At 63.3% G+C, this 23,990-nt stretch carries 28 protein-coding genes; 14 read left to right on the top strand and 14 right to left on the bottom strand.

The features are described 5' to 3' along the window. Positions 1-199 precede the first annotated feature (199 nt). The 4 genes from WG900_RS11520 to WG900_RS11535 are packed head-to-tail and all read right to left on the bottom strand — an operon-like array spanning position 200 to position 2,344. Positions 200-499, bottom strand: coding sequence for a hypothetical protein (locus tag WG900_RS11520; RefSeq protein WP_339967251.1), 300 nt, complete (start codon positions 497-499; stop codon positions 200-202). Between the two features lie 22 nt (positions 500-521). Continuing rightward, positions 522-809 (bottom strand): hypothetical protein, encoded by a 288-nt coding sequence (locus WG900_RS11525; protein WP_339967252.1) that lies wholly within the window; start codon positions 807-809, stop codon positions 522-524. A gap of 16 nt (positions 810-825) precedes the next feature. Further along, entirely contained in the window at positions 826-1,083 is a 258-nt protein-coding gene (locus WG900_RS11530; protein WP_339967254.1) for a hypothetical protein, read from the bottom strand. Positions 1,084-1,105: 22 nt separating this feature from the next. Beyond that, complete coding sequence (locus WG900_RS11535) at positions 1,106-2,344, bottom strand: diacylglycerol/lipid kinase family protein (protein ID WP_339967256.1); 1,239 nt, start codon at positions 2,342-2,344, stop codon at positions 1,106-1,108. Positions 2,345-2,446: 102 nt separating this feature from the next. Here WG900_RS11535 and WG900_RS11540 point away from each other — a divergent pair, with 102 nt between their 5' ends. Further along, on the top strand, positions 2,447-2,716 hold the full coding sequence (locus WG900_RS11540; protein ID WP_310534762.1) for a GlsB/YeaQ/YmgE family stress response membrane protein: 270 nt from the start codon (positions 2,447-2,449) through the stop codon (positions 2,714-2,716). A gap of 134 nt (positions 2,717-2,850) precedes the next feature. Then, a complete protein-coding gene (locus WG900_RS11545; RefSeq protein ID WP_339967257.1) occupies positions 2,851-3,459 on the top strand; it encodes a superoxide dismutase in 609 nt (202 codons plus the stop codon). Between the two features lie 43 nt (positions 3,460-3,502). On the opposite strand, the gene WG900_RS11550 is transcribed toward WG900_RS11545, so the two are convergent. Together WG900_RS11550 and WG900_RS11555 are read right to left on the bottom strand one after the other, a co-directional pair. Beyond that, positions 3,503-4,075, bottom strand: coding sequence for a sigma-70 family RNA polymerase sigma factor (locus WG900_RS11550; protein ID WP_339967259.1), 573 nt, complete (start codon positions 4,073-4,075; stop codon positions 3,503-3,505). Further along, on the bottom strand, positions 4,068-4,232 hold the full coding sequence (locus WG900_RS11555; RefSeq protein ID WP_339967260.1) for a NepR family anti-sigma factor: 165 nt from the start codon (positions 4,230-4,232) through the stop codon (positions 4,068-4,070). Before WG900_RS11555 ends, WG900_RS11550 begins: the two co-directional genes overlap by 8 nt. Positions 4,233-4,453: 221 nt before the next feature. On the opposite strand from WG900_RS11555, the gene WG900_RS11560 reads away from it, so the two are divergent. Continuing rightward, on the top strand, positions 4,454-6,133 hold the full coding sequence (locus WG900_RS11560; protein WP_339967262.1) for a CHASE domain-containing protein: 1,680 nt from the start codon (positions 4,454-4,456) through the stop codon (positions 6,131-6,133). 112 nt (positions 6,134-6,245) lie between these two features. Here WG900_RS11560 and WG900_RS11565 read toward each other — a convergent pair whose 3' ends face one another. Further along, positions 6,246-7,034: a response regulator gene (locus tag WG900_RS11565; protein ID WP_339967264.1), complete on the bottom strand. Its 789-nt coding sequence runs from the start codon at positions 7,032-7,034 to the stop codon at positions 6,246-6,248. Positions 7,035-7,448: 414 nt separating this feature from the next. On the opposite strand from WG900_RS11565, the gene WG900_RS11570 reads away from it, so the two are divergent. The 3 genes from WG900_RS11570 to WG900_RS11580 all read left to right on the top strand — a co-directional run bounded on the left by WG900_RS11570 (position 7,449) and on the right by WG900_RS11580 (position 9,171). After that, positions 7,449-7,967: a hemerythrin domain-containing protein gene (locus WG900_RS11570; RefSeq protein ID WP_339967265.1), complete on the top strand. Its 519-nt coding sequence runs from the start codon at positions 7,449-7,451 to the stop codon at positions 7,965-7,967. Positions 7,968-8,072: 105 nt separating this feature from the next. Next, complete coding sequence (locus WG900_RS11575; protein WP_339967267.1) at positions 8,073-8,747, top strand: sigma-70 family RNA polymerase sigma factor; 675 nt, start codon at positions 8,073-8,075, stop codon at positions 8,745-8,747. A 43-nt stretch (positions 8,748-8,790) separates the two neighbouring features. Next, positions 8,791-9,171, top strand: coding sequence for a response regulator (locus WG900_RS11580; RefSeq protein ID WP_339967268.1), 381 nt, complete (start codon positions 8,791-8,793; stop codon positions 9,169-9,171). A 46-nt stretch (positions 9,172-9,217) separates the two neighbouring features. Here the strand turns inward: WG900_RS11580 and WG900_RS11585 are convergent, their stop codons facing one another. After that, the gene (locus WG900_RS11585) at positions 9,218-10,726 is read right to left on the bottom strand and encodes a PAS domain-containing protein (protein ID WP_339967270.1); all 1,509 of its coding nucleotides are present in this window, start codon (positions 10,724-10,726) and stop codon (positions 9,218-9,220) included. Between the two features lie 402 nt (positions 10,727-11,128). Beyond that, complete coding sequence (locus WG900_RS11590) at positions 11,129-11,449, bottom strand: hypothetical protein (RefSeq protein WP_339967271.1); 321 nt, start codon at positions 11,447-11,449, stop codon at positions 11,129-11,131. Between the two features lie 69 nt (positions 11,450-11,518). On the opposite strand from WG900_RS11590, the gene WG900_RS11595 reads away from it, so the two are divergent. Further along, positions 11,519-13,582 (top strand): molybdopterin-containing oxidoreductase family protein, encoded by a 2,064-nt coding sequence (locus tag WG900_RS11595; RefSeq protein WP_339967272.1) that lies wholly within the window; start codon positions 11,519-11,521, stop codon positions 13,580-13,582. Positions 13,583-13,660: 78 nt separating this feature from the next. On the opposite strand, the gene nadB is transcribed toward WG900_RS11595, so the two are convergent. Next, entirely contained in the window at positions 13,661-15,235 is a 1,575-nt protein-coding gene (gene nadB / locus WG900_RS11600; RefSeq protein WP_339967274.1) for an L-aspartate oxidase, read from the bottom strand. Between the two features lie 161 nt (positions 15,236-15,396). Between nadB and WG900_RS11605 the strand changes: the two genes are divergently transcribed. After that, the gene (locus WG900_RS11605) at positions 15,397-15,585 is read left to right on the top strand and encodes a hypothetical protein (RefSeq protein ID WP_339967275.1); all 189 of its coding nucleotides are present in this window, start codon (positions 15,397-15,399) and stop codon (positions 15,583-15,585) included. 30 nt (positions 15,586-15,615) lie between these two features. Here the strand turns inward: WG900_RS11605 and WG900_RS11610 are convergent, their stop codons facing one another. Continuing rightward, positions 15,616-16,551, bottom strand: coding sequence for an ABC transporter ATP-binding protein (locus WG900_RS11610; RefSeq protein ID WP_339967277.1), 936 nt, complete (start codon positions 16,549-16,551; stop codon positions 15,616-15,618). Positions 16,552-16,622: 71 nt separating this feature from the next. Between WG900_RS11610 and WG900_RS11615 the strand changes: the two genes are divergently transcribed. After that, on the top strand, positions 16,623-16,823 hold the full coding sequence (locus WG900_RS11615) for a zinc-finger domain-containing protein (protein ID WP_339967279.1): 201 nt from the start codon (positions 16,623-16,625) through the stop codon (positions 16,821-16,823). A 14-nt stretch (positions 16,824-16,837) separates the two neighbouring features. Here WG900_RS11615 and WG900_RS11620 read toward each other — a convergent pair whose 3' ends face one another. Then, complete coding sequence (locus WG900_RS11620; RefSeq protein WP_339967281.1) at positions 16,838-17,269, bottom strand: methyl-accepting chemotaxis protein; 432 nt, start codon at positions 17,267-17,269, stop codon at positions 16,838-16,840. After that, positions 17,166-17,597 carry a methyl-accepting chemotaxis protein gene (locus WG900_RS20220; protein ID WP_417597677.1) on the bottom strand — a complete coding sequence of 144 codons (432 nt, stop codon included), beginning with the start codon at positions 17,595-17,597 and terminating at the stop codon, positions 17,166-17,168. The genes WG900_RS11620 and WG900_RS20220 overlap by 104 nt, the downstream gene beginning before the upstream one ends. Before the next feature lie 103 nt (positions 17,598-17,700). Between WG900_RS20220 and tldD the strand changes: the two genes are divergently transcribed. The 4 genes from tldD to WG900_RS11640 all read left to right on the top strand — a co-directional run bounded on the left by tldD (position 17,701) and on the right by WG900_RS11640 (position 20,510). Then, positions 17,701-19,119, top strand: coding sequence for a metalloprotease TldD (tldD, locus tag WG900_RS11625; RefSeq protein ID WP_339967283.1), 1,419 nt, complete (start codon positions 17,701-17,703; stop codon positions 19,117-19,119). A gap of 63 nt (positions 19,120-19,182) precedes the next feature. Beyond that, the gene (locus WG900_RS11630; RefSeq protein WP_339967284.1) at positions 19,183-19,587 is read left to right on the top strand and encodes a hypothetical protein; all 405 of its coding nucleotides are present in this window, start codon (positions 19,183-19,185) and stop codon (positions 19,585-19,587) included. Positions 19,588-19,596: 9 nt separating this feature from the next. Beyond that, positions 19,597-20,019, top strand: a complete 423-nt coding sequence (locus tag WG900_RS11635) for a DoxX family protein (protein WP_339967286.1) — start codon at positions 19,597-19,599, stop codon at positions 20,017-20,019. Continuing rightward, entirely contained in the window at positions 20,016-20,510 is a 495-nt protein-coding gene (locus WG900_RS11640; protein WP_339967287.1) for an asparaginase domain-containing protein, read from the top strand. Before WG900_RS11635 ends, WG900_RS11640 begins: the two co-directional genes overlap by 4 nt. A gap of 7 nt (positions 20,511-20,517) precedes the next feature. On the opposite strand, the gene guaA is transcribed toward WG900_RS11640, so the two are convergent. Then, a complete protein-coding gene (gene guaA, locus WG900_RS11645) occupies positions 20,518-22,077 on the bottom strand; it encodes a glutamine-hydrolyzing GMP synthase (RefSeq protein WP_339967289.1) in 1,560 nt (519 codons plus the stop codon). Between the two features lie 413 nt (positions 22,078-22,490). Here guaA and WG900_RS11650 point away from each other — a divergent pair, with 413 nt between their 5' ends. Next, complete coding sequence (locus tag WG900_RS11650) at positions 22,491-23,741, top strand: MFS transporter (RefSeq protein ID WP_339967290.1); 1,251 nt, start codon at positions 22,491-22,493, stop codon at positions 23,739-23,741. Positions 23,742-23,990 lie beyond the last annotated feature (249 nt).

Consider the following 23,990-nt stretch of genomic DNA (forward strand, 5'->3'; position numbering starts at 1 on the left):
AGGATGGTGGCGTGTTTCATCATCAACACAGACTGACGCTCCCTCCCTCCCCCCCACTGTCGGCTGTGTGACTCTCGGGGCCTTCGGTAACAACCGGGGGCCCCGTCTTCTTTTCCGGACCCCGGCAAACATTGCCGAGCCGCACGAAAAAGCCCGCCCTCTTGCGAGGACGGGCTTCTCTTTTTTCAGCTTGGCCAGATCAGGCGCAGTCGGCCAGCTTGGCTGCCTGCAAGGCTTCATTGACCCGGCGCGCCTCGCCGGCGAGCTTGGCCTCGGCTTCGGCGCGGATGGGATCAGAGGCGCTCATGCCTTCAGCCTCAGCCGCAAGCTGGGAATCCACCTCGTCCTTCCACTGGGTCAACAGGGCGGAACGCTCGGCGGGGTTAAGGTCGATATCCTCGAGCAAATCCTCGGGGCTGGCATAGTGCTTGCGCGGATCGGGCGCGCGATCGCTGGTTTCATCCAGCTTGATCGCGTCTGCCGGGGTCATATCGGTCATGGTCTTGTCCTTTCGCGATGGATCAGGCGGCGGCGGCTTGGGGGTTAGTGCGGGCGCTCGCCTTCTTGGCCGAGGGAGTGCTCTTGCCCTTGCGGCGACTGCCCGTCCGCGTCTTGGCCTTGTCGCTCTTGTGATAGCGGCTCCAGACTGTCACCGCGCCGAACGCAACCAAAGCGAGCGGGAGAGAGGCTGCGGCGATGCGCGTGGCAAGCCCGGCTGCGCCCAGGCGGACGAAGGGGTTCGTGCCGACAATATCGCTCGCGGCATCAGCGAACTTTCCGGCAAAGGCGGAAGTGAACAGGGTTTTCATCGGTTACTCCTGAAGATCAGCGCGCAGGGCGCACGGTGTTGATTATGAGATGTTTGGGCGGGGTCTGGACGACCTTGCTGGTGCGGACTTCACAGCGCGCCAGAACCGAGGGATAATCGGCCCGCGCCGCAATACCGGACATCAGTGCGGGTTCGATCTGGGCCGTGCATTCGGCGCGAGTGGCGAAGACTGCCTGTTGGGTCTGCAGGGCCTGGCACTCGTCACCGGCATCGGAACAGCCGAGCAGCACGAGGGCAAAGGTCAGGGCAGACATGGCAGGGCTCCGCGCCGGTCATTCAGGACGAGCGGCCGTCAGCCGAAGCCTTGCGGGCCTTTTCCAGCTCTTCGGCTTCCGGGCCATCGAGCGCATCGGCGGCTTCACGAGCCTTTTGCTCAGCCTTGCCCGACTTGGCGAATTCGTGCTGCTCGTTCTGGAATTCCTCGGCGGCTTCGTAATTGCCTTCGCCGATTTTCTGCTTGTCCATGGTTTTTCTCCCGGATTGGGGGGGCCGTTGCGGCCCGTTGTTACCTAAACCCGCAAGACCTTGCACTGGTTCCCCGGGCATCAGCGATTGTGCTGCCGAAAGCAGCGCCGCGCCGAGGCCTTCGCCTTGCGGCGCGGCGTCCGGGTGCTGGGCGATCACCTGCACGGCACGGCGGTGGATGCTCAGGTCGAATGGCGTGCGGGCCAGCACTTCGCCATCGATCGCCACTTTCTGGCAAGGACGGGCATCGATCCGAGCCTGCTTCACCTTGATCTCGCAGGCCATGCCTTCGCGCCGACGCAGGCCGAGCAGCCTGAGATACCAGTCGCGGGCGAGCGACCACTTGCTCTTGCCCGAGACGATCTGGATCAGGATCGCGCCATCATCGAGCTGGGCCTCGTCGCTCACCTTGATGCCGCCGGTATATTGCCCGTTGAGCATGCGCAGTTCGGTCGCCCAGCATTGCTCGGTGCCATCCGGGCTTTCCAGCGTCAGGCGGAAAGGGCGGAAGCGGATCAGGCTGTAGATCGCCCAGCCAAGATAGCCCACACGGCCAAACCAGCGTTTGACCTTGGGCGGGATGGTATCGCCGATCATCGGCGGCATGCCCATTCCGGCGCTATTGGCGAACATGTTGCCGTCGATCTCGGCAAGGTCGACCCAGATCGAGTGGCCGGCAGCAATGGTTGCCACAGCCTCTTCAATTCCCGGCCCGATCCCCAGGCCGCGCGCAAAGCTGTTGGCTGTGCCGAGCGGAAGCGGCGCGAAGATCGCCTTGCTGCCGATCATGGCGCCAATCGTGGTCGATATCGAACCATCGCCCCCGCCGACGATGACCAGCTGCGCCCCATCCGCCAGCGCCTTCTCTACGGTAGAACGCATCTGCGAGGGATCGCGTACGCCATGCGCTTCTGCCAGCGGCAAGCCCGCCGCTTCGAACAGGCTTTGTGCCTGCGCGAACTGATCGGCACCTTTGCGGCTGTGCGTATTGACGATGAGGGCGGCGCGGGGAGAGGCCGGTGCGCCTGCCTGCTGGGGGGTCGGTTCCATGTCCGCAGCAACGGGTCGCTGCACAAAAAGTTTCCCGGTGACCGGAACCGAACCCGCGCTGAACTGTTTTGAAGTCACACTACGCTTGGAAGGACCCCAACCATGACTCTTCTCCTCGTTCTCATCGTCGGCGGCATCATCGGCTGGCTCGCCAGCATGGTAATGCGCACTGATGGCCAGCAGGGCATCATCCTGAATGTCGTCGTCGGTATCGTCGGCGCACTGCTCGCCGGCTTCCTCATTACCCCGCTTATCGGCGGCGCGCCGATCACCAGTGGTTCGTTCAGCGCGATGTCGCTCATCTCGTCGTTCATCGGCGCGGTTGTGCTCCTCGCGATCGTGAACCTGTTCCGCCGCGGTGCCGTGCGTTAAGCACTGAACCACATTCCCGATGCCGCCCCGTCGGCATCCGGGTGGACCTGGGCCTGGGGGCGGTTTGCGCAAGCACCGCCCCCAAGTTCGTTTAAGGTCCGCAGAATGAAATTTCCCAACCCCCGGAGTTTCCCATGCCGATCACGCTGATGCCCCTGCCGTTCGACAAGACCGCCCTTGAACCCGCCATCTCTGCCGAGACGCTCGAGTTTCATCACGGCAAGCATCACAAGGCCTATGTCGACAAGACCAACGAGTTGACCGCCGGCACCGACCTGGAACGCAAGCCGCTTGAAGCGATCATTGCTTCGGCCAAGGGCAAGGACCAAAAGCTGTTCAACCAGTCGGCGCAGGTGTGGAATCACGGCTTCTACTGGGCATCGCTCAGCCCGGAAAAGACCGAGCCTTCAGCCGAACTGACAAAGGCCCTATCCTCTGCATTCGGCAGTCATGACGCCATGATCACCAAGCTGATCGAGGAAGGCGTAGCCCATTTCGCATCGGGCTGGGTATGGCTGGTGTCGCGCGGCGGCGAGCTTGCGGTCATTTCGACCCATGACGCCGGCCTGCCGGACGAAGGCGAAGGCACGCCGCTGCTGGTCCTCGATGTCTGGGAACACGCCTATTACATCGACCGCCGAAACGATCGGAAGGCATACCTGACGGCCGCGGCGAAACTGCTCAACTGGGACTTCGCCTCGGCCAACTATGCCAGCGGTGAACGCTGGACCTATCCAGCCTGACCGGCATCTGGCGCGATTGATGCGTGAATGGGGGCGGCCTCGATCACTCTGCAGGTGACGAGGCGCCCTCGTTGAGCAGCAGACCAAGCTGCGCACGGCCGCGCGCAACCCGGCTCTTCATCGTACCGATGGCCACGCCGCAGACCTGCGCGGCCTCTTCATAGGAAAAGCCGCTCGCGCCGATCAGCAGCAGGGCTTCGCGCCGCTCGGGTGGCAGCCGGTCAAGCGCGCGCTGCAAGTCATTCATGTGCAGCGCATCTTCCTGATCGGCGGCCGTCACCAGCATGGTTTCGGCCACGCCGTCGTCAAGCTGCGTCTCGCGGCGATAGCGGCGCAGTTCGTTAAGGAAGTTGTTGCGCGTGATGGTGAACACCCAGGCCTTGAAATTGGTGCCCGGCTTGAACGAATCGCGCGAAGTCCACGCGCGCAGCACGGCCTCCTGAACCAGATCGTCGGCGCGTTCAGCCTGACCGCACAGCCCGCGGGCGAAAGCGCGCAGGTGCGGCAGCAGCCCGACCAGAGCCTCGCGAAATGGCTGTGCGGCATCCTGGCTGGCGACCGTGCTCGTTGCCGAGACAGTTTCGGCTGTTTTCTTGACGGTTGCGGGCTTAGCCATTTCCTTCCTTGTCCAGTCGCTTGAGCAAGTCCTCGAAGCTGTCCGGCAAGGGTTCCGATACGACACCGTCGTAAAGCTTGCGCAGGCCGTCGGCCCAACCTTGCTTGCCAGCTCCTTGCCTACCAGTCTTCGCCTGCGGATCACGCCTTGGAGGCATGGCGCGGGGGGCGGGTTTGGGGTCATGATCTGTCAAGGGATGGCTCCGTGGCGCGGATGCGAAGCGAGTGCGCGGTAATTCAGTAAAACAGCTTGCCAATTTGCGGCAAGTCTTGGAACAATTAATCGTCAGCTTGGTTCCCGTATTACCAGTTCGGACTGTCGCATAATGAAACTGGTCCGTGGCTGCGCCGCCACGCTGGGGGTACGAAAAGCAAGATAATGGATAAAGCGCTGCTCTCCCGGGTCGAAAAACAGGCCCTGTTTCACCGTTACCCGCGCAGCCTGCCGTTAACCTTGCTGACGATCGGACTGCTGATAACTACGCTGTTCGTGCTCAATATCGAGCAGGCCGATGCGGTGGCGCGCAAGATGACGCTCGACACCGACGTGACTGCGCTTGCCACAGAGCTTGAGCGCAAGGCTTCCGAGAATACGGCATACCTCAAGGCGGCGGCAGCGCTTTTCGGCATGTCGAAGGATGTCAGTCACGGCGAATTCTCGCAGTTCGTTGCCGAGATGAGTGCAGACCATAGCTCGCGCGGCGCGCTTGGCATGGGCTGGGCCACCTGGGTTCCTGCCGGAAGCGCCCCCGCATTTGAAGCTGAACAGCAGCGGCTCAACCCCGACGCACCCTTTCGCATTTATCCTGCGACCGACCCGATCGGCGACAAGGCAGTGATATCCCTGCTCGCGCCGCGCACCGCGGATAACATCCGCGCGCTTGGCTATGATATGTATTCCGAAGAGATCCGCCGCACGGCGATGCAACAGGCCGTAAAGTTGAACCGGCCTGTCGGGTCAGGCCGGGTGCAATTGGTCCAGGACGCAGGAAGGCCGCCGGTCAGCGGCGTCCTGATATTCCTGCCGGTCTATGGCCGCCAGGAAGGAGCGCAAGCGCTCGGTCCACTGAAGGGGTTCATCTATACTCCGGTCCGGGTTCCCGAACTGCTTGGCACGGCCATCACCGGCGCGCATCGCAACACGGGCCGCGTGGCGGTTTATGACGGTGAGCCCGATCCTGCCAGACTGCTTGCTGCAACGCCCGGCGCTTTTAATGAAAACGAATTCTCGCGCGCTAAGGTCGACTTCGCCGGGCGCGAGTGGACCATCGTCGTGTCCGCCAACCAGGGGGCGGGACTGACCCGGATATCGATGCTTGTGCTGGGCCTGGGCACGCTGATCAGCCTGTTGGTCATGGCCGTGGCCTGGCTGGTGACCAGCCGCGCGGCGGAGGATCGCAAGGTGCTGGAATGGCTGACCAATCAGGCAGCGCTGCGCACTTCGCTGACCCGCGAGCTCAACCATCGGGTGAAGAACACGCTGGCCAATGTCCTGTCGATCGTCGCGCTCACCCGCCGCCGGACCCGCGATATTGACGAATTCGCCGATGGGCTGAGCGGCCGCCTGCGCGCGCTTTCCGCCACGCACGACATCCTCTCGCAGCGCGAATGGACCAATGCGCTGGTCGGCGATGTGGTGGAGAGCGAACTGGCACCCTATCTCGACCCCGAGGACCCCCACGCCGAAATCTTCGGCCCCGATGCCCTGCTTGCCCCCAATGACGCCATGTCGCTGGGGCTGGCGCTGCATGAACTGGCGACCAATGCCGCCAAATATGGCGCGCTTAGCGTGCCTGACGGCAAGGTTTCGGTCACCTGGGACATCATTTCGCCGGACCGGCTTTCGGTATCGTGGCGGGAACAGGGCGGTCCGCCCGTCATGGCCCCAACCCGCCGCGGCTTCGGCCTCGAACTGATCGAGAAGATCGTCAGCCAGGAACTCGAAGCGCCGGTTGACCTGAGCTTCGATAGCAACGGTGTCACCTGCACGCTGGTCGTCCCGCTGCGCAGCCCCCGCGAATTCACCATTCGCACCGGACCGATCCCCGCACGAGCCTGACCGACGACCGCGATCGTCCGGTCCGCATGGGCCACACGGAAAAGGGCGCCGCCCGAAGAGGCAGCGCCCTTGTTTCAGTTTTCGAATTTGCTGCGTTACAATTTGCAGGGCGTTAGAGAGGCGCGGTCGTGCCGAAGAACAGCGCCTGGCTGATCGTGGCTCGCACGGTTTCTTCCTGGAACGGCTTGGTGACGAGATAGGTCGGTTCGGGCCGTTCGCCGGTCAGCAGGCGTTCGGGATAGGCGGTAATGAAGATCACCGGCACCGATGCCATGGCGAGGATATCCTCAACCGCGTCGATCCCCGAACTTGCATCGGCCAGCTGAATATCGGCGAGGACGAGGTTCGGGCGCAGACGGGCAAAAGCCTCGGTCGCAGAGGTGCGCGTGGTCGCGGTGGCGGCAACGGTGTGGCCCAGATCGGTAACCAGCTCTTCCAGCTGCATCGCGATCAGCGGCTCATCCTCGATGATCAGCACACTGCAGGCACTCTCCGCCTCGATCTCTTCGACCGCGCGGATGACCAGAGCTGTGACTTCCTCGGGCTGCAGGTCGAGCACTTCGGCAGCCTCGGCCTCGGAAAAATCCTCAAGCGTGGTCAGCAGCAGCGCCTGACGATGCTCGGGCGGAATCCGGCCAAGCCGCGAATTGGCGCCGGCTTCAGGGGCCGCGACATCTCCGCCATAGGCCAGCTCGACATGGGCATTCGACCAGATGCGCGTGAAGGCTCGGTATAGCTGGACGCGGCCCCTCACCAGTTCCTCGCGAAGATCCTCGTCCTGCAAGGCGGCTTCAAGAAGTTCGCGCACATAGGCGTCGCCCGAATGCTGCGAGCCCGTCAGGGCGCGTGCATAGCGGCGCAGGAAGGGTAGCCGTTCGGCCAGTATTTGTCTGAATGCCATGGTCTGTTAGCTACTTTCGCGGATGTGTTGCCGGACATGCGTCCGGAGCTTGTGTGACTGGGATATGCCTTAAGGCTGGTAGAGGCAAGGGCGCGGACGGGGCGCGGGTCCAGCAGGAACGGCCAGAGAAACGAGTAGCGCGGAAAAGCTTCGGGTCAGGGCTCACGGCAAGCCGGCGGTCGAAACCAACGACGCGCACCCGCTTCGGATCCCCGGCCTGCCAGATCATGCGCTGATTGGTCACACAAACTCCCCGGCGGCCGGAATCCGGCCTTTGCGACCAATCAAACGCGCCCGATCCGGATTGGTTCCCGTGAAATCGCAGGGAACATCGCCGCTGCCAGAACGTTTTTTGACGCACATGGCCGGGGGACATTCGCCCCGCCGGCCTTTCCCGCCTCTCAGGAGCATTCCATGGCCCGCATCGGCAGCAAGCCCGACACCCGCTTTCGTGACAAGCCCGGCATTTTCGGCCGCCTGATCGAAGACCATGACCGCCACCGCGAACTGCTCGCCGCGGTCTCGGAGACGAGCGGCGATACTCCCGAACGCGCGACATTGTTCGAAGAGCTGACTTACGAGCTCAAGGCACACGCCGCCGCCGAAGAACAAGCCCTGTGGTCCAGCGTACTGCGCAAGCCGGAGATTACCGAGCAGGGCCGCCATGCCGTCGCCGAGCACAAGGAAATCGACGACCTGCTAAACGAACTGGCGGCGCGCGATATGTCCAAGGGATCATGGCTGGTGCGCTTCGGCGCGCTCAAGGAGGAATACCTGCACCACATCCGCGAGGAGGAGCAGGAACTGTTTGAGGCCGTGTCCAGGCACCTAGACAAGGCTGACCGCGATTATATGGAAAGCGTCTTTTCGCGCCGCAAACCGGTGGAAAAGGACAAGGCCGAGATAACCCCAAAGCTCCACGCCGCGCATTGAGGCTTTCGGCAGCGTCGCAATGGTCATGCAGTAACCTTGCAAATCCGGGAACCATTTCGCCTCCATCCGTGTTCAACCCCCATGAACAAGATGGAGGAGGCCCCCTTGGCACAGCACGCAACCCTGACGATCGAACCGGAAATCACGGTTGAGATTGTGCCGGCACCCAGCCTCAGCGACGAAGAATTCCGTACCGCCCTGACCCGTATCGCGCCGCATCTGCGTGGTTTCGCCCGTACGCTGTCGGGCTGTTCGGAACGCGCGGACGATCTGGCGCAGGAGGCCATGCTCAAGGCATGGTCGGCCCGCGGAAGCTACCGCGCCGGAACCAATTTCAAGGCGTGGATGTTCACCATCCTGCGCAACCAGTTCTACAGCGAAACCCGCCGCGCCCGCTTTACCGGCGAGTATGACGAGGAAATGGCTGAACGCACCCTACGCACGAAGGGCGGCCAGGAAGAATGCCTCGAACTGACAGACGTGCTTCGCGCGCTGGAATCCATGCCGGAATCCTATCGTGATGCGCTGATCCTCGTCGCGATCGGCGACTTCTCCTATGAGGAGATCTCGGTGATCTGCGGCATTGCGCTGGGTACGGTCAAAAGCCGCATCTGCCGCGCCCGCGCCATGCTTGCTGCCATCATCGACGGTGGCCAGCTGGCCGATTCGCGCCATGACTTTGTCATGGAAGGAAATGCAACCGAACTGCTGTTCGCCCGTATGCGTCATATCGCCAACGGCGGAACCCGCAGCCACCAACTCATGCTGCAAGCTGCCTGACATGGTGGCTTTTTGGTAAGGAAATTATAGGCTTAGAATTGAAATGCGTGATATCCTGATCGTTGAAGATGAACTCCTCGTGGCACTCGACCTAGAGGATATTCTCACCTCCGGAGGGTTCGATGTCCTTGGCATCGTAGCCGACCGCAAGGGCGCAGACTCGATCCAGCGTGCGCCAGTGGTTGCCCTCGTCGACCTGAACCTGCGCGATGGGCCGACCGGCAATGAAGTTGCGCGCGCGTTGGCGAGCCAGTTCGGCACGCGGATCATCTTCGTCACCGCCAACCCGGCGCAGATCACCGATCCGCCGGCAACTGCCATCGGCTATGTCCAGAAGCCGTTCCGCCCGGATGTGGTCGTATCCGCAGTCGAAGCGGCGATTGCCGGCAACCATCCCCCCAAAGGCGTTCACAAGCTCAATTAAGGGCGCGGCGGCCGAGACTTTCCCCGGCCAGCAGAAGCTACTGCCGTCAGGCCCGCTGGACGTTTCCTGACGGAATGCTGATCACCAGTTCCAGGCTGCCATCGCCCCAGGTGGTGATGTAGCTGCCACCCAGTTGGCGATTGATGCTCATGTCGATCAGGCGCGAACCAAAGCCGCCCGGCATGGCCTCGCCGGTTTTGGCAATGCCATGCTCGATCCAGCGCAGGTAAACCGTGTCGCCAGCCTCGAGCGCGATCTGGACCGTTCCCTCATCCACGCCCAGTGCGCCGTATTTCGCCGAATTGGTCGCCAGTTCATGGAACACCAGCGAGAGCGGCGTGGCCGAGCGATCGTCGACCGCGATCTCGTCGCCGGTGATCGTGATGCGGTTGCTGCCAGCGATCATGTAAGGCGAGAGCAGTTCCTCCAGCATGCCTTTCAGCCCGCCGTGTGTGGTGCCATCGCTGCGGCTGCCGGGACTGCCGACAAAGGCATGGGCACGGCCCAGCGCAAGGATGCGGCCATAAAGCTCGGCGGCGAAATCGGCGGCATCGGGATGGCTGCGTGAGCTCAGCGAAACCAGCCCGCCGATGACCGCGAAGATGTTCTTGATGCGGTGATGCAGCTCCTGACTGAGAAGCTCAAGCGCATCGGCATTGGCCATTTCATCGTCGATGTCAGTGCAGGTGCCGATCCAGCGCATGACTTCGCAATTGGCATCAAACAGCGGCAGCCCGCGCGCTATCACCCAGCGATAGGCGCCATCATGACGGCGCAGGCGATAGCGCACTTCATAGGAGTGTCCGGTGGTAACGGCGCGGCTCCATGCCTGTGCGGCGACGGGCGCGTCCTCCGGGTGAAGCAGCGATAGCCAGCCGGTGCCATAACTCGCCTTGGCTGGCAGGCCGGTGAAATCGCACCAGGGGCCGTTGAAATAGTCCGACAGTCCGTCAGGCTGCGTCGACCAGACCAGCTGCGGCAGTGAATCCGCCAGAACGGCAAAACGCTGTTCCAGTTCTGCCACCTGAACCAGAGATTCGCTGCGCGCCAGTTCCGCGCGGGCATCGGCGCGCAGCCCTTCAAGCAGGCTCATCACCACTTCCCCCAGTGTGGCGAGCGCGTCAGCCTGCTGTGTTGTAAGCCCGTCACGCGCCGCATGATCGATCACGCACAGCGCGCCAAGCGGCTGGCCTTCGGGTGAAACCAGCGGCTGACCGGCATAGAAGCGGATACCCAGACCACCGGTGACCAGCGGGTTGGTGGCAAAGCGATCGTCCTGCGTGGCGTCGTTCACCACCATCGTTTGCGTCTGGCCCATGGCATGGACGCAGAACGAATGTTCGCGCTCCGTCTCGCAGACATCAAAACCGGAACGTCCGATGAAGACCTGCCGGTTCTTCTCGACGATCGAAACCAGACCGATAGGTGCGTTGCAGATCTCTGCCGCCAGCCGCGCGATGCGGTTCAACCGGTTTTCGTCCGACCGGTCGAGGGGATACTGGTCAAGGATGCGCAGCCGCTCGGCCTCTGCTTCGCTGCGGGTCGGGGTGGTCAAACGCAATCTCCGAAAGGCGTCAGCGGCGGGATGGTCGCGCTTCTGGGGGAACGCAGGTCAGTGCCGCTGGGTTCCCGTCAAAAAGCAGGCCCGCGAATCAATCGCAAAGAGTTTTGCAAGTCAGGGAACAAATTGCCGGCCCGGTCGGTTTACCCTCCCGACGACGCGCCGGACCTCTTTATGCCGGCAGTCACAACATAACGTGGAGCTCTCGCTTTCATCCGCCGCCGAGTGCGGGGGCTCCACGCTACACCCCAACCGCCAGACCCAGCAGCCGTCCCATTGGGGCGGCGTTTTCGCATGTCAGGCGCAGGCCGCAATCGCAGGCATAGGGAAAACCCCGGACCCTTTGCAGGAACCGGGGCCCTGCGACCCTTGGCGATAAAACTCAGTATTGGGGTGCTACTGGACCTTCTTCGCCGCATCCTGCGCGGCATCGCCGACCTTGTCCGCAGCGGCACCGACCTTCTCGGCGGCTGCCTTGATCGATGCGTCCGACGGATCAGCCTTGTCCGAACCTGAGAAGACCATGAAAGCCAAAATCGCGAGAATCACGGCCACGGCCATGCCGAGGACGACCCCGCCACCCGAACTGCGTTCCTTGATGATCGTGACGTGGTCGGGTGAATTGTTGGGATCGTTCATGTCGAATTCCTCATTTTGCTGCTTGCCGGACCTTGCCGATCCCGGCGAGACGATTGCCCTCAAAATGCCTGTTCGCACGATTTGTTCCCTTGCCGGTTGCGGCGGCGGTTTGCCCCGGCCCGCTCTGCGGCTATGGTCGCCGCGAAAATGCGCGAAGACAGGTCAGCGATGAACTCCCTCTCCACCACAGTCAAAGGCGCATGCGGGCACGATTGCCCCGATACATGCGGCTGGGTGGTGACGGTGGAACAGGGCCGCGCCACGGCGCTGGTGGGGGACCGTGACCATCCCTTCACGCGCGGCACACTCTGCGCCAAGGTCAACCACTACCTCGAAAAGGTCTACCACCCGGAGCGCGTGCTCCATCCGCTCAAACGCGTCGGGCCAAAGGGTGCCGGAAAGTTCGAACGGGTTTCCTGGGGCGAGGCCTTGGCCGACATCGCCGCGCGCTGGCAGGCGATCATCGGCGAACACGGGCCTGAGGCCATCCTGCCCTATTCGTCCGCCGGGGTCCAGGGCCTCGTCCAGCAAGCCTCGCTCGACATGCGGCTGTTCGGCGCGCTGGGCGCCAGCCGGCTGGAGCGCAACATCTGCGGTGCGGTTGCCGCAGCGGGGATGACGGCCACGCTGGGCGTGGGTTCGGGCATTGATCCCGAGGATGTAGCCCGTGCCAAGCTGATCGTGCTGTGGGGCACCAACACTGTCGTCACCAACCTGCATTACTGGCCGCAAGTGAAGGCCGCGCAGAAGGCCGGGGCGACACTCGTGGTCATCGATCCGGTCCGTACCCGCACCGCGCAGGAGGCTGACTGGCATATTCAGCCGCTCCCCGGCAGCGACGCTGCGCTTGCCATGGCGGTGATGCACGTGATGCACCGCGATGGGTTGGTGGACGAAGACTACGTCCGCACCCACGCCGTGGGTTATGACGCGCTGGTAGAGCGCCTGCCCGCCCATTCGCCTGAAGCCATGGCCCCGATTGTCGGACTGCCAGTGGCGGAAATCGAGCGTTTCGCCCGGCTCTACGCCACCACCCAGCCGAGCCTGCTGCGCCCGCTGATCGGTATCGAACATCACATCAACGGCGCGATGCAGTTCCGCGCCGTATCGTGCCTGCCGGTGCTGAGCGGCGCGTTTCGCCACCGCGGCGGCGGCATTGCGCGGTCGACCCACGCGCTGCACTACGCCGCGCTCGACATGCAGTCGGTCGAACGCCCCGACCTGTGGCAACCCGCGCGCACGCTCAACATGCGCGATCTGGGCAAGGACCTGTGCGACCCGGCGCTCAGCCCTCCGGTCAAGGCGCTGATGGTCTATGGCGCCAATCCGGCCGTGACGATCCCCAATCAGGCGCTGGTCGCGCAGGGACTCGCCCGCGAAGACCTGTTTACTGTGGTGCATGACCTGTTCGTCACCGACACCGCGCGGTTTGCCGACTATGTTTTGCCGGCGACCAGCCAGATCGAGCATCTCGACCTGTCGCCGGCCTGGGGGCATCTGTATCTCGCGCTCAATCGTCCAGCGATCGCTCCACCGGGCGAGGCATTGTGTAACACCGAGCTGTTCCGCCGGCTGGCCAAGGCACTTGGGCGGACCGAGCCATGGCTTTACGACAGTGACGAAAGCATGATCCGCGCAGCGCTCGCCAGCGGGCATCCGTGGCTGGAGGGCGTCACTTACGAGCGGATATGGGATGACGGCCATGCGCGCCTGTCCGCGCCCGAGGACTGGCGACCTTTCGCTGACGGCGGCTTTCCGACACCTACGGGCAAGGCCGAGCTGTGGTCCGACACTCTCGCCGCTATGGGGCAGGACCCGCTCCCCGGCGTCGGCGCGATCCGGCGCGAGGCGGGGCTGCAACTGATCACCGGCAAGGCCCATGCCTTCCTCAATTCCGGCTACAGCCACATGAACCCGCACCGCAAACGTGCCGGCGAGCTGTTCATCGAACTCGACCCCGCCGATGCCAAGGCGCGCGGGCTGGATGAGGGCATGAAGGTGCGCGTCCACAACGCACTTGGCGAAGTCCACGCGCGCTGCCGCCTATCGGACCGCCTGCGCCCCGGTATCGCCTGGATGCCCTTCGGCCACCTCGAAGACGCCAGCGGCGTGCGGCGCGGGGTCAACGTGCTGACCGATGAGGCGCCGACCGACTGGGGCGGCGGCGCGGGGTATTACGATGCGTTTGTCGAGGTGGAGTTGGTCGGTTAGTCACTCGCCTTCCGATTTGCGTCATCCTGAAACAAGTTCAGGATGACGCTTTCGGCAGGAACAGCATTACTTCGCGGACTAAGGCACCAGCACCGTATCGCGCGCGATCTTCAGGGTCTGCGGATAGTCCAGCGTATAGTGCAGCCCCCGGCTCTCCTTGCGGGCGAGGGCCGACCGCACAATCAGGTCGGCGCATTGCAGCAGGTTGCGCAGTTCGATCAGGTCGGTCGAAACGCGGAAATGGCCGTAGTAGTCCTCCACCTCGGTGGTCAGCAGCTTGATCCGGTGCGCCGCGCGCTCGAGGCGTTTGGTGGTGCGCACGATGCCGACGTAGTTCCACATGAAGCGGCGGATTTCGGTCCAGTTCTGCTTGATGATCACTTCTTCGTCCGAGTCCGTCACCCGGCTTTCATCCCAACCGCGCACTTTTGGTGGAGCATCGAAGCCATCCCAGTTGGCGAGGATATGCGCCGCCGCGGCCTCGCCAAAGACGAAGCATTCGAGCAACGAGTTGGAGGCGAGCCGGTTCGCGCCGTGCAGTCCGCTTTCGGTGCATTCGCCCGCGGCATAGAGCCCCGGCAGGTCGGTCCGCCCGTCCAGATCGACGAGGATCCCGCCGCAGGTGTAATGCTGCGCTGGCACCACCGGGATCGGCTCCCTGGTCATGTCGATACCAAGGCCGATCAGCTTTTCGTAGATGTTCGGGAAGTGCGTCTTCACGAAATCGGCGGGCTGGTGGCTGATGTCGAGGTGGACGAAATCGAGCCCGTCGCGCTTGATTTCGGCATCGTTGGCGCGGGCGACGACATCGCGCGGGGCAAGCTCCAGCCGCTCATCGTAATCGGCCATGTATCGATGCCCGGTCTTGGGGTTGAGCAGGTGCCCGCCTTCCCCGCGCACGGCCTCGGTGATCAGGAAATTCTTGACGTCCAGGTTGTAGAGGCAGGTCGGGTGGAACTGCATCATCTCCATGTTGGAGACGCGCGCACCGGCACGCCAGGCCATGGCAATACCATCGCCGGTCGCCCCGCGCGGCGCGGTGGAGAACTGATAGACGCGCCCCGCCCCGCCCGTCGCCAGCACCGTGGCGCGCGCGGTGTGCGCCTCAACCTTGCCGGTGGATTCATCGAGCGCATAGACGCCCCAGACCCGGCCCGATCCTGAATAGCGTTCCTCGTGCCGGCCAGTGATCAGGTCGACGCAGGCGCGGTGCGGCAGCAGGGTGATGTTGGCATTGGCCTCGCAGGCGCGCAGCAGCGCCTCCTGCACGGCTGAGCCTGTGGCGTCGTTCACATGGACGATCCGGCGGTGCGAATGCCCCCCCTCGCGCGTCAGGTGGAGGTGTTCGCCGTCAAGGTTGAACGGCACGCCCAGCTGCGCCAGCCGGTCGATCGCGTGCGGCGCGCGCTCGATGACAAATTCAACCGTTTCGAGGCGATTGAGTCCGGCCCCGGCAACCATCGTATCGCGGATGTGGTTCTCAAAGGTATCACCGGCATCGAGCACGGCGGCGATCCCGCCTTGCGCCCAGGCGGTTGACCCGCCGGAAAGTCCGCCCTTGGCCAGGACGAGAACCTTGAGGTTCTGGCCCAGCGCCAGCGCTGCGGTAAGCCCCGCGGCGCCGGATCCGACAATGATCACATCGTGCTGCATCTCGCACTGATCCTTGGCGCAATTGGCGGTCCAAGAAAAGCGCCTTGCCGCTTTGCCGCTCTGGTTCGTCGCCAAAGCCTCCAGAATGGAAGCGTTTCAGAAACCTTCAGATCTGCGTCCGGGTTAAAAGTGTGCATCCTGCATGCCCCGGAGACAAGCCGGTGCGCAAACCTGAATTTCCTCTGTGCTGGTTCAACCGCCACCCCCCGATCCGTGACCGCGCGAAGTGGGACGGAACCCATTTCGTTTCGACCTGCCGCTTCTGCGGTGAGGGCAAACGCCGCCGCAGCACTGGCCGCTGGCACAAGGATTGGGAACCCGACCACCAAGGCCAGCCGGCCTGGTTGTGATCCGCCAGTCCGCCGCCATGTGGGGGGAAATCAGCCGGCGGCTGCGCTCGTCAGGCTTACGAAGACATCCTCAAGGTCGGGCTCGCGGGTTGTCACGTCGATGATTGACAGCCCCTGCGCCTGAACCAGCGCCAGCACTTCGCCGGCATTCATCCGGCTGGTGTCATAAGTGATCGCCAGCCCGCGCTCACCTTCCGCCTCGCACTTGATAAAGGCCGGGTGCGTGGGCAGCGCGCCAACCATTTCCGAAAGGGTCAGCGCCACGACTTTTTCATGCGCCATGTTGACCAGTTCGCGGGTCGGCTTGTCAGCAATCACGCGGCCGTGGTTGATGATCGCGATGCGGTCGCACAGCTCCTCGGCCTCTTCGAGGTAATGGGTGGTCAGTACCACGGTCACCCCTTCGGAATTGAGCTGGCTGACCAGTTCCCACAACTGGCGGCGCAATTCGACATCGACGCCGGCGGTGGGTTCATCAAGCACGATCACCGGCGGATTGTGCACCAGCGCCTTGGCGATCAGCAGCCGCCGCTTCATGCCGCCCGAAAGCGTGCGCGAATAGGCATTGGCCTTGTCCGACAAGTGCACTGCTGCGAGCAGCTCCAGCGTCCGCCGCGCCGCCTTGGGCACGCCGTAGAAACCGGCCTGATTTTCAAGCACTTCGGCGGGGGTGAAGAACGGATCGAAGACAACTTCCTGCGGCACGATGCCGATGGCCCGCTTGGCGTTGCGCGGGTCTGCATCAATGTCATGCCCCCAGATCGAGGCATGGCCCGAGGTCTTGTTGACGAGGCCCGCAAGGATGTTGATCAGGGTCGACTTGCCCGCCCCGTTCGGTCCGAGCAGGCCGAAGATCTGCCCTGCCGGCACATCGAACGAAACATCGTTCAGCGCCTGCTTGCCACCTGCATAGGTCTTGGAAAGGTTGCGGATCGAGATTGCGGGGCCAAGGTTGCTGTCTTGCATGGATCGGCTCTTGCGACAGACCCGGCTTTGCGTAAAGGGGAAAGCCAAGCGAATTGCCCCCGGGATGCACCATGACACACGCCGCTCACTCTCCTGCCGATATCGCCCCTGAAACCGTCACCGTCACCTCAACCCGCGTGAAGTGTGATGGCGCAAGCGAGATTTCGCCCGCGTTGGGCCACCCGCGCGTCTGGCTGGAAATCGACGAAAAGGGTTATGTCGACTGCGGGTACTGCGACAAGCGGTTCGTGCTTGATGGCGGGCATCACTAAGCCGGGCCGACCGTTCAGGCTACGAGGGCCAGAGGCCGGTCTTCCCGCTCGACATTGAATTTCTCGATGGCCCGGGTCAGGGCAAGCGCCTCGACGTCAAGGGTGCGCAGCGCCGCGTTGCTTTCCTCTACCATTGCGGCGTTCTGTTGAGTCGCCATTTCGATCTGGGCGAACGAATCCTTCACGCTGTTGAGCTCACTGGCATTGGCGGACTGGGCGATCGTGCTGACAAGGTCCGCGATATGGACCACTTGGCTCATCAGGCTTTCCAGCACTTTGCCGCTTTCGGTGACCATCGTCACGCCTTCGGCAACCTGCTTGGTGGAATTGTTGACCAGTTCCTTAATTTGCATCGCGGCTTCCGCCGAGCGCTGTGACAGCGCGCGCACTTCGTTGGCCACCACGGCAAAACCCATGCCGGCATCGCCGGCCTGCGCCGCTTCCATCCTGGCATTTCAGCGCTAGGAGGTTGGTCTGGAAGGCAATGCCGTCAATCAGGGTCAGGAGCTGCGCAATCGCACTCGACGACTTTTCGATCGATGCCATCGCTTCCATGGCCTGCCGGACCACGGCATAGCCGGCCTCTGCCTGCTGGCGGGAATGGATAGGGGCCTGGCTGGCCTCGTTCGCCTTGTTGGCCCCGGAACCAACCGATTCGCTGAGCGCCGAAATCGTCCGCAAGGTCGTTTCAATGGAATTCGCCTTCGTCCGGGTTTGATTACTGATAGGGCCGAACCAGGCACAGATACGCGGGCCAGCACCGTTGCTGCGCAATCAATGCCCACCAGTGGACGGACTTGCGGCCGATCAAGGTTGACTGGCGCTCCAATCGCGCGGCTCTCTGGCCATCCGCGCCGGCCCACCCTATATCCCTCGCATGACCTTCACCGATCCCCGTTCACTTCTGTATCGCCAGCTTGATCCTGCCGAGGCGCTTGCGCTTACCCGCGACACGCTCAGCGCCTGTGATGATGGCGAACTCTATATGCAGTTCATCGCCAGCGAGGCCTTTGGCTTTGACGATGGCCGGCTGAAAACCGCCGATTATTCGCGCGATGCCGGGTTTGGCCTGCGCGGGGTTTCGGGTGAGATGACCGGCTTTGCCCACGCCAACGAGATCAGCGCCGCTGCCATCCGCCGCGCGGGCGAGACGCTCAAGCTGCTCGATCCTGCCGCGCAGGGCATGTCGCCGCCGCCCAAGCCGACCAACCGCCACCTCTATACCGATGCCTCGCCGCTCGATGCCGTGCCGTTCGAGGCCAAGGTCAAACTGCTCGAGGAGATCGACCGTGTCGCCCGCGCCCGTGATCCGCGCGTGGCGCAAGTCAGCGCCACCCTGCTCGCCAGTTGGTCCGTGGTCGAAATTGTCCGCGCCGATGGCTTTGTCGCCACCGATGTGCGCCCGCTGGTGCGGCTCAACGTTTCGATCGTAGCCGAGCAGAACGGCCGGCGCGAAACCGGCTCGTTCGGCATGGGCGGCCGCAAACTCTATGACGACCTGTTCGCGCCCGATGCGTGGAACGAGGCGATTGACCATGCGCTGAGCCAGGCACTCGTGAACCTCGATTCCGTCGATGCTCCCGCTGGCGAAATGACCGTCCTGCTCGGCCCCGGCTGGCCCGGTGTGCTGCTGCACGAAGCAGTCGGCCACGGACTTGAGGGCGATTTCAACCGCAAGGGCACCTCGGCCTTCTCCGGTCGCATCGGCGAGCGCGTCGGCGCACCCGGGGTCACCGTGGTCGACGATGGCTCGATCGCCGCGCGGCGCGGATCGCTGTCGATCGACGATGAAGGCACGCCAACACAGGAAAACGTGCTGATCGAGGACGGCGTGCTCAAGGGCTATATGCAGGACCGGCTCAATGCGCGGCTGATGGGCGTGCCCGCCACCGGCAACGGGCGGCGCGAATCCTATGCCCATGCGCCGATGCCGCGCATGACCAACACCTTCATGCGCGGCGGCAATGACGATCCCGCCGAACTGCTCAGCCGGATCAAGAACGGCATCTACGCCAAGAGCTTTGGCGGCGGGCAGGTCGATATCGTGTCGGGCAAGTTCGTGTTTTCCTGCACCGAGGCCTACAAGGTTGAGGACGGCAAGCTGGGCGCACCGATCAAGGGCGCGACGCTGATCGGTGACGGGCCGACCGTCCTGACCCGCGTCACCGGCATCGGCAATGACATGGCGCTCGACCACGGAGTCGGCGTTTGCGGCAAGGGCGGGCAGAGCGTTCCCGCCGGCGTCGGCCAGCCAACCTTGCTGGTCGAGGGCTTGACGGTGGGGGGCACGGCGTGATTTTCATCGCAGGTTCAGGCGGCAAGGCATAAAAATCGCATTCATATTCCCGGGAGAATCGTGATGAAGAAGATCGTTCTCGCTCTCACCGCAGCGGCCGTGCTGGCTTCGCCTGTTGCCGTTTCGGCGAAGAAGCCCAAGCTCACGTCCGAAGAAAAGCTCGCCAAACTGCTGGAAGGCCGCGTTCCGGGCAAGCCGGTATCCTGCATCAGCCTGACCAACGCGCGTGATTCGCAGATCTTCGACAAGACGGCGATCGTGTACAATTCGGGATCCACGATCTACGTGAACCGTCCCAGGCTGGCCTCCTCGCTCGACGAAGATGACGTGCTGGTCACTGAAACGCATGGCAGTCAGCTGTGCCGGCTCGACGTGGTGAAGCTGCACGAGCGCACAGGCATGTGGTATCGCGGCTTCGTCAGCCTTGATGACTTCGTGCCCTATCGCAAGGTACCGAAGGGTGGCTGATAACGCCCCGTGACGCGCGGTCAGACTTGGGGGCGCTGGCTGCTGAGCCTGTTTTATTTCGTCGCAGGCGTACTGCATCTGGTCACCCCCGCACCCTTTGCCGGCATCATGCCGCCTTGGGTTCCGGCTCCCGGTTTCGTGGTGGCAGCGACTGGCGTGGCGGAGATTGCCGGGGCGCTGGCGCTGGTTCAACCGTGGTCAGTGCCGCTACGGAAAGCCGGCGGGATCGGGCTAGCGCTCTATTCGTTCTGCGTCTGGCCGGCGAATTTTCAGCATATGTGGCTCGATATGGCGAAAGCCGACGGCGGCGCGGGCCTTGGCTATCACGTGCCGCGGCTTGCCTTCCAGCCAGTGCTGATCTGGCTGGCACTGTGGGCCGCAGATGTCATCCGCTGGTCCTTCACCGCTCACGCGGCTAAGGCGCGGAAATGAGCCAGACCTCCATTCTCGTCCTCACCACCGGCGGCACCATCGACAAGGCCTATTTCGACGCCTTGTCCGAATACCAGATTGTCGACAGCGGCATCCCCGCCCTGCTCAAGGAGGCCCGCGTCTCGGTGCCGTTCCGCATGGTTGAGCTGATGCGCAAGGACAGCCTTGAACTGACCGACGCCGACCGCGCCCTGATCGCCTCAGCCGCCAGGCAAGCGCCGGAAACCCATATCGTCGTCACTCACGGCACAGACACGATGACCGAAACCGCAAAGGTGCTGGCTAAGGCCGTTCCCGGCAAGACAGTTGTCCTCACCGGCGCACTCAGTCCGGCCCGCTTTGCCGAGACCGACGCCCCGTTCAACCTCGGCATGGCCTTCGCCGCCGCCCAGACCGCCGGCCCCGGCGTGTGGATCGCGATGAGCGGGCAAGTGTTCGACGGACTGAAGGTGCGGAAAGACCGCGAGGCGGAGAAGTTTGTGGCGATTTAGGCCGGCCCTATTCCCACTCAATGGTCCCCGGCGGCTTCGACGTATAGTCGTAAACCACGCGGTTGATGCCCTTGACCTCGTTGATGATGCGCGTGGCGCAGCGGCTAAGGAAGGCGGCGTCGAAGGGGTAGATGTCGGCGGTCATGCCGTCGGTGCTGGTCACGGCACGCAGCGCGCAGACGTTGTCGTAAGTGCGGTGATCACCCATCACGCCGACGGTGCGGACCGGGAGCAACACGGCGAAGGCCTGCCAGATCTGGTCGTAGAGACCGGCATTGCGGATCTCTTCGAGGTAAACCGCATCGGCCTTGCGCAGGATTTCGCAGCGTTCGTGATTAACCTCACCCGGGATGCGGATTGCAAGGCCCGGGCCGGGGAAGGGGTGACGGCCAACAAAAATCTCGGGCAGGCCGAGCTCGCGGCCCAGTTCGCGCACTTCGTCCTTGAACAGTTCGCGCAAGGGTTCGACCAATGCCATGTTCATGCGGGCGGGCAGGCCGCCGACGTTGTGGTGGCTTTTGATCGTCACCGAAGGGCCGCCGGTGAAGGAGACGCTTTCGATCACGTCGGGATAGAGCGTGCCTTGCGCCAGGAAGTCCGCGCCGCCGAGCTTCTTTGCTTCTTCGTCGAACACGTTGATGAATTCGGCGCCGATGAACTTTCGCTTCTTTTCCGGGTCAGTGACGCCGGCAAGGCCCTTCATGAACCGCTCTTCGGCGTCAACGACGACCAGCGGGATGTTGTAGTGGCCACGGAACAGCTCTTCGACCTGTTGGCGCTCGTTCATTCGCAGCAGGCCGTGATCGACGAAGACGCAGTGGAGCTGGTCGCCGATCGCCTCATGGATCAGCACGGCGGCCACGGCTGAATCGACGCCCCCCGAGAGCCCGCAGATCACGCGGCCCTTGCCGACCTGCGCGCGGATGTCAGCGATCTTGGTGGCGCGGAATTCGGCCATGGTCCAGTCACCGGCCAGGCCGCAGATCTTGTGCACGAAGTTTGAGATCAGCTTTGCACCATCGGGCGTGTGGACCACTTCGGGGTGGAACATGGTGGTGTAATAGCGCTTCGCCTCGTTCACGCAGATCGCGAAGGGCGCGTTGGGCGAGGTGCCGATGACTTCGAAGCCATCCGGGGCTACGGTCACGCGGTCGCCGTGGCTCATCCACACCGGGTACTTCTGGCCGACTTCCCAGAACCCGTCGAACAGCGGGCTTTCCTTGTGGATCAGCACGTCGGCGCGGCCGAATTCGGCGGCGTGACCGCCTTCGACCTTGCCGCCCAGCTGCACGCAGAGCGTCTGCTGGCCGTAGCATATGGCGAGAATCGGGAGACCAGAATCGAAAATCGCCTGCGGTGCGCGGGGGCTGCCCTCGGCTGTGACCGAGGCGGGGCCGCCCGAGAGGATCACGCCTTTCGGCTTCATCCGGTGAAAGGCTTCCTCGGCCGAATTGAACGGCGCGATCTCGGAATAGACGCCCGCTTCACGCACGCGGCGCGCGATAAGCTGGGTCACCTGGCTGCCGAAGTCGACAATGAGGACGGAATCAGAGGGCTGGACGGTCATGCAGAGCCGATAATGGCGGCTTACCGGCCTGTCCAGCCGATGGTGTCCGCGATCCCCAAATCCGCGCATCAGCTACGATTGCTGCATATGCGAAAAAGCTCTTGACATTTACTAACCTAGGTTATAGTAATGTAGGTAAGGAAGCCGGAAACGGCTGGAAATCAGGAGCAAACCATGATCACTCGCAATGAAACGGTGCTCGGCGCCGTCCTCGCAATTCTCGCCAGCACCTTGGGCTTCGCCCTGACGCTGATGTAATCGAATTTCCGAACCCGAACGGACCTGAATTCAGACGCCAGGTCCCTCCCAATGGGCCGCCCGCGCAATCGGGCGGCCCCTTTTTTTGGTTCCGGCTAGATTGCCAGCGCGGCCCTGCCTGCTATCGACGAGTGCCCCCCAACGCCGGACACCCCATGACTGCCCACCCCGCAACTTCCGGCCCATCGCATCGCTCAACCATGGGCTTCGTCTTCGCCATCGTGCTGATCGACATGTTGGGCTTCGGCATCATCATGCCGGTCCTGCCGGGGCTGATCATGAAACTGGGCGACATGAACATCGACGAGGCAGCGGTCTTCGCCGGCTGGTTGGGTGCGGGATATGCGGCGACGCAATTCCTGTTCGCGCCGGTGATCGGCAACTTGTCCGACCGGTTCGGCCGCCGCCCGGTGATGCTTGCCAGCGTGCTGGCCATGGCCATCGACTATGTGCTGCAAGGCATGGCCCCGGCGCTGTGGTGGCTCGTGATCGGCCGGCTGGCGGCGGGCATGACCGGGGCGAGCTATTCCGCCGCCTATGCCTGCATTGCCGACATCACTCCGCCGGAAAAGCGCGCGGCAAATTTTGGCCTGATGGGCATGGCCTTCGGCTTCGGCTTTATCGCGGGGCCGGCGATTGGCGGCATCCTATCCGAATTCGGCGAGCGCGCGCCGTTCTATGCCGCCGCCGCGCTGGCCTTTGCCAATTTCCTGTTCGGGCTGTTCTTCCTGCAGGAAACTCTGGCGCCCGAGAATCGTCGGGCATTCAGATGGCGGCAGGCCAACGCGTTTTCGGCGCTCAAGGCGCTGCGCGGACAGAGCGCTACGGTGCTGTGGTTCATCGCGGCGCTGGCGGTGTGGCAATTGTCGCACATCGTCTATCCGGCAATCTGGTCCTATTTCGCCATCGCCGCCTATGGCTTCTCGCAACGCGAGGTTGGGCTGGCGCTCGGCATGGTCGGGCTGACCAGCGCGCTGGTGCAGGGCTTCGGCCTGCGCTTCATCGCGCCGCGCATGGGCGAAAAGTGGGCCGTGGCGACCGGGGTTATCGGGGTCTGCCTGTCATCGGTGATCTATGCAGTGGCAACGAGTACGGCGATAGTCTACCTGGCGATCACTGTCGGCGCGCTGCAGGGTCTGATCCAGCCATCAATCTCAGCGCTCAACAGCCGCGCAGTCGATGCGAGGAGCCAAGGAGAGCTGCAAGGCGCAGTTCAGTCCATCGGCTCGATCGCGTCGATCATCGGCCCGCCGCTGTACGCCGGAATTTTCGCCAAGTTCAGCGGCGCACAGGCGATTGCGCCCTTCCCTTCGATGCCGCTGTTCGTCGCCGCATTCTTCGCGCTGATCGCGCTGGGCCTGTTCCTGGCCGGGGCGCGGAGACTGCCCGCAAACTCTACACGCTGAGCAATTGCGTTTCCTGCAACTGCTTGCGCGCCCTTTGCGTTTGTAATGTCTACCTGTCAGGTTATGTTGCAACTGCGAACACGGTTCGCGAATGCAACAGGAGATACCCATGCGCAGCATCTATTCGATCGTGCTGCCGGTGATTGTCGCTGCTATGTCCAGCGGCCTCATTTTCACCGCGACGCTCGCCTGAAGTGATTTCAAGCCGGATGGCAGCATCCGGCGATTCAGAAATCACGACCGACAGGA

The organism is Novosphingobium aquae, assembly GCF_037572715.1.
Classification (GTDB): Bacteria; Pseudomonadota; Alphaproteobacteria; order Sphingomonadales; family Sphingomonadaceae; genus Novosphingobium; species Novosphingobium aquae.

Coding starts and splice junctions, on each gene's coding strand:
- WG900_RS11520 (WP_339967251.1), bottom strand. CDS start 499: ATGACCGATATGACCCCGGCAGACGCGATCAAGCTGGATGAAACCAGC.
- WG900_RS11525 (WP_339967252.1), bottom strand. CDS start 809: ATGAAAACCCTGTTCACTTCCGCCTTTGCCGGAAAGTTCGCTGATGCC.
- WG900_RS11530 (WP_339967254.1), bottom strand. CDS start 1,083: ATGTCTGCCCTGACCTTTGCCCTCGTGCTGCTCGGCTGTTCCGATGCC.
- WG900_RS11535 (WP_339967256.1), bottom strand. CDS start 2,344: ATGGAACCGACCCCCCAGCAGGCAGGCGCACCGGCCTCTCCCCGCGCC.
- WG900_RS11540 (WP_310534762.1), top strand. CDS start 2,447: ATGACTCTTCTCCTCGTTCTCATCGTCGGCGGCATCATCGGCTGGCTC.
- WG900_RS11545 (WP_339967257.1), top strand. CDS start 2,851: ATGCCGATCACGCTGATGCCCCTGCCGTTCGACAAGACCGCCCTTGAA.
- WG900_RS11550 (WP_339967259.1), bottom strand. CDS start 4,075: ATGGCTAAGCCCGCAACCGTCAAGAAAACAGCCGAAACTGTCTCGGCA.
- WG900_RS11555 (WP_339967260.1), bottom strand. CDS start 4,232: ATGCCTCCAAGGCGTGATCCGCAGGCGAAGACTGGTAGGCAAGGAGCT.
- WG900_RS11560 (WP_339967262.1), top strand. CDS start 4,454: ATGGATAAAGCGCTGCTCTCCCGGGTCGAAAAACAGGCCCTGTTTCAC.
- WG900_RS11565 (WP_339967264.1), bottom strand. CDS start 7,034: ATGGCATTCAGACAAATACTGGCCGAACGGCTACCCTTCCTGCGCCGC.
- WG900_RS11570 (WP_339967265.1), top strand. CDS start 7,449: ATGGCCCGCATCGGCAGCAAGCCCGACACCCGCTTTCGTGACAAGCCC.
- WG900_RS11580 (WP_339967268.1), top strand. CDS start 8,791: ATGCGTGATATCCTGATCGTTGAAGATGAACTCCTCGTGGCACTCGAC.
- WG900_RS11595 (WP_339967272.1), top strand. CDS start 11,519: ATGCGCGAAGACAGGTCAGCGATGAACTCCCTCTCCACCACAGTCAAA.
- nadB (WP_339967274.1), bottom strand. CDS start 15,235: ATGCAGCACGATGTGATCATTGTCGGATCCGGCGCCGCGGGGCTTACC.
- WG900_RS11610 (WP_339967277.1), bottom strand. CDS start 16,551: ATGCAAGACAGCAACCTTGGCCCCGCAATCTCGATCCGCAACCTTTCC.
- WG900_RS11615 (WP_339967279.1), top strand. CDS start 16,623: ATGACACACGCCGCTCACTCTCCTGCCGATATCGCCCCTGAAACCGTC.
- WG900_RS11620 (WP_339967281.1), bottom strand. CDS start 17,269: ATGGAAGCGGCGCAGGCCGGCGATGCCGGCATGGGTTTTGCCGTGGTG.
- tldD (WP_339967283.1), top strand. CDS start 17,701: ATGACCTTCACCGATCCCCGTTCACTTCTGTATCGCCAGCTTGATCCT.
- WG900_RS11630 (WP_339967284.1), top strand. CDS start 19,183: ATGAAGAAGATCGTTCTCGCTCTCACCGCAGCGGCCGTGCTGGCTTCG.
- WG900_RS11640 (WP_339967287.1), top strand. CDS start 20,016: ATGAGCCAGACCTCCATTCTCGTCCTCACCACCGGCGGCACCATCGAC.
- guaA (WP_339967289.1), bottom strand. CDS start 22,077: ATGACCGTCCAGCCCTCTGATTCCGTCCTCATTGTCGACTTCGGCAGC.
- WG900_RS11650 (WP_339967290.1), top strand. CDS start 22,491: ATGACTGCCCACCCCGCAACTTCCGGCCCATCGCATCGCTCAACCATG.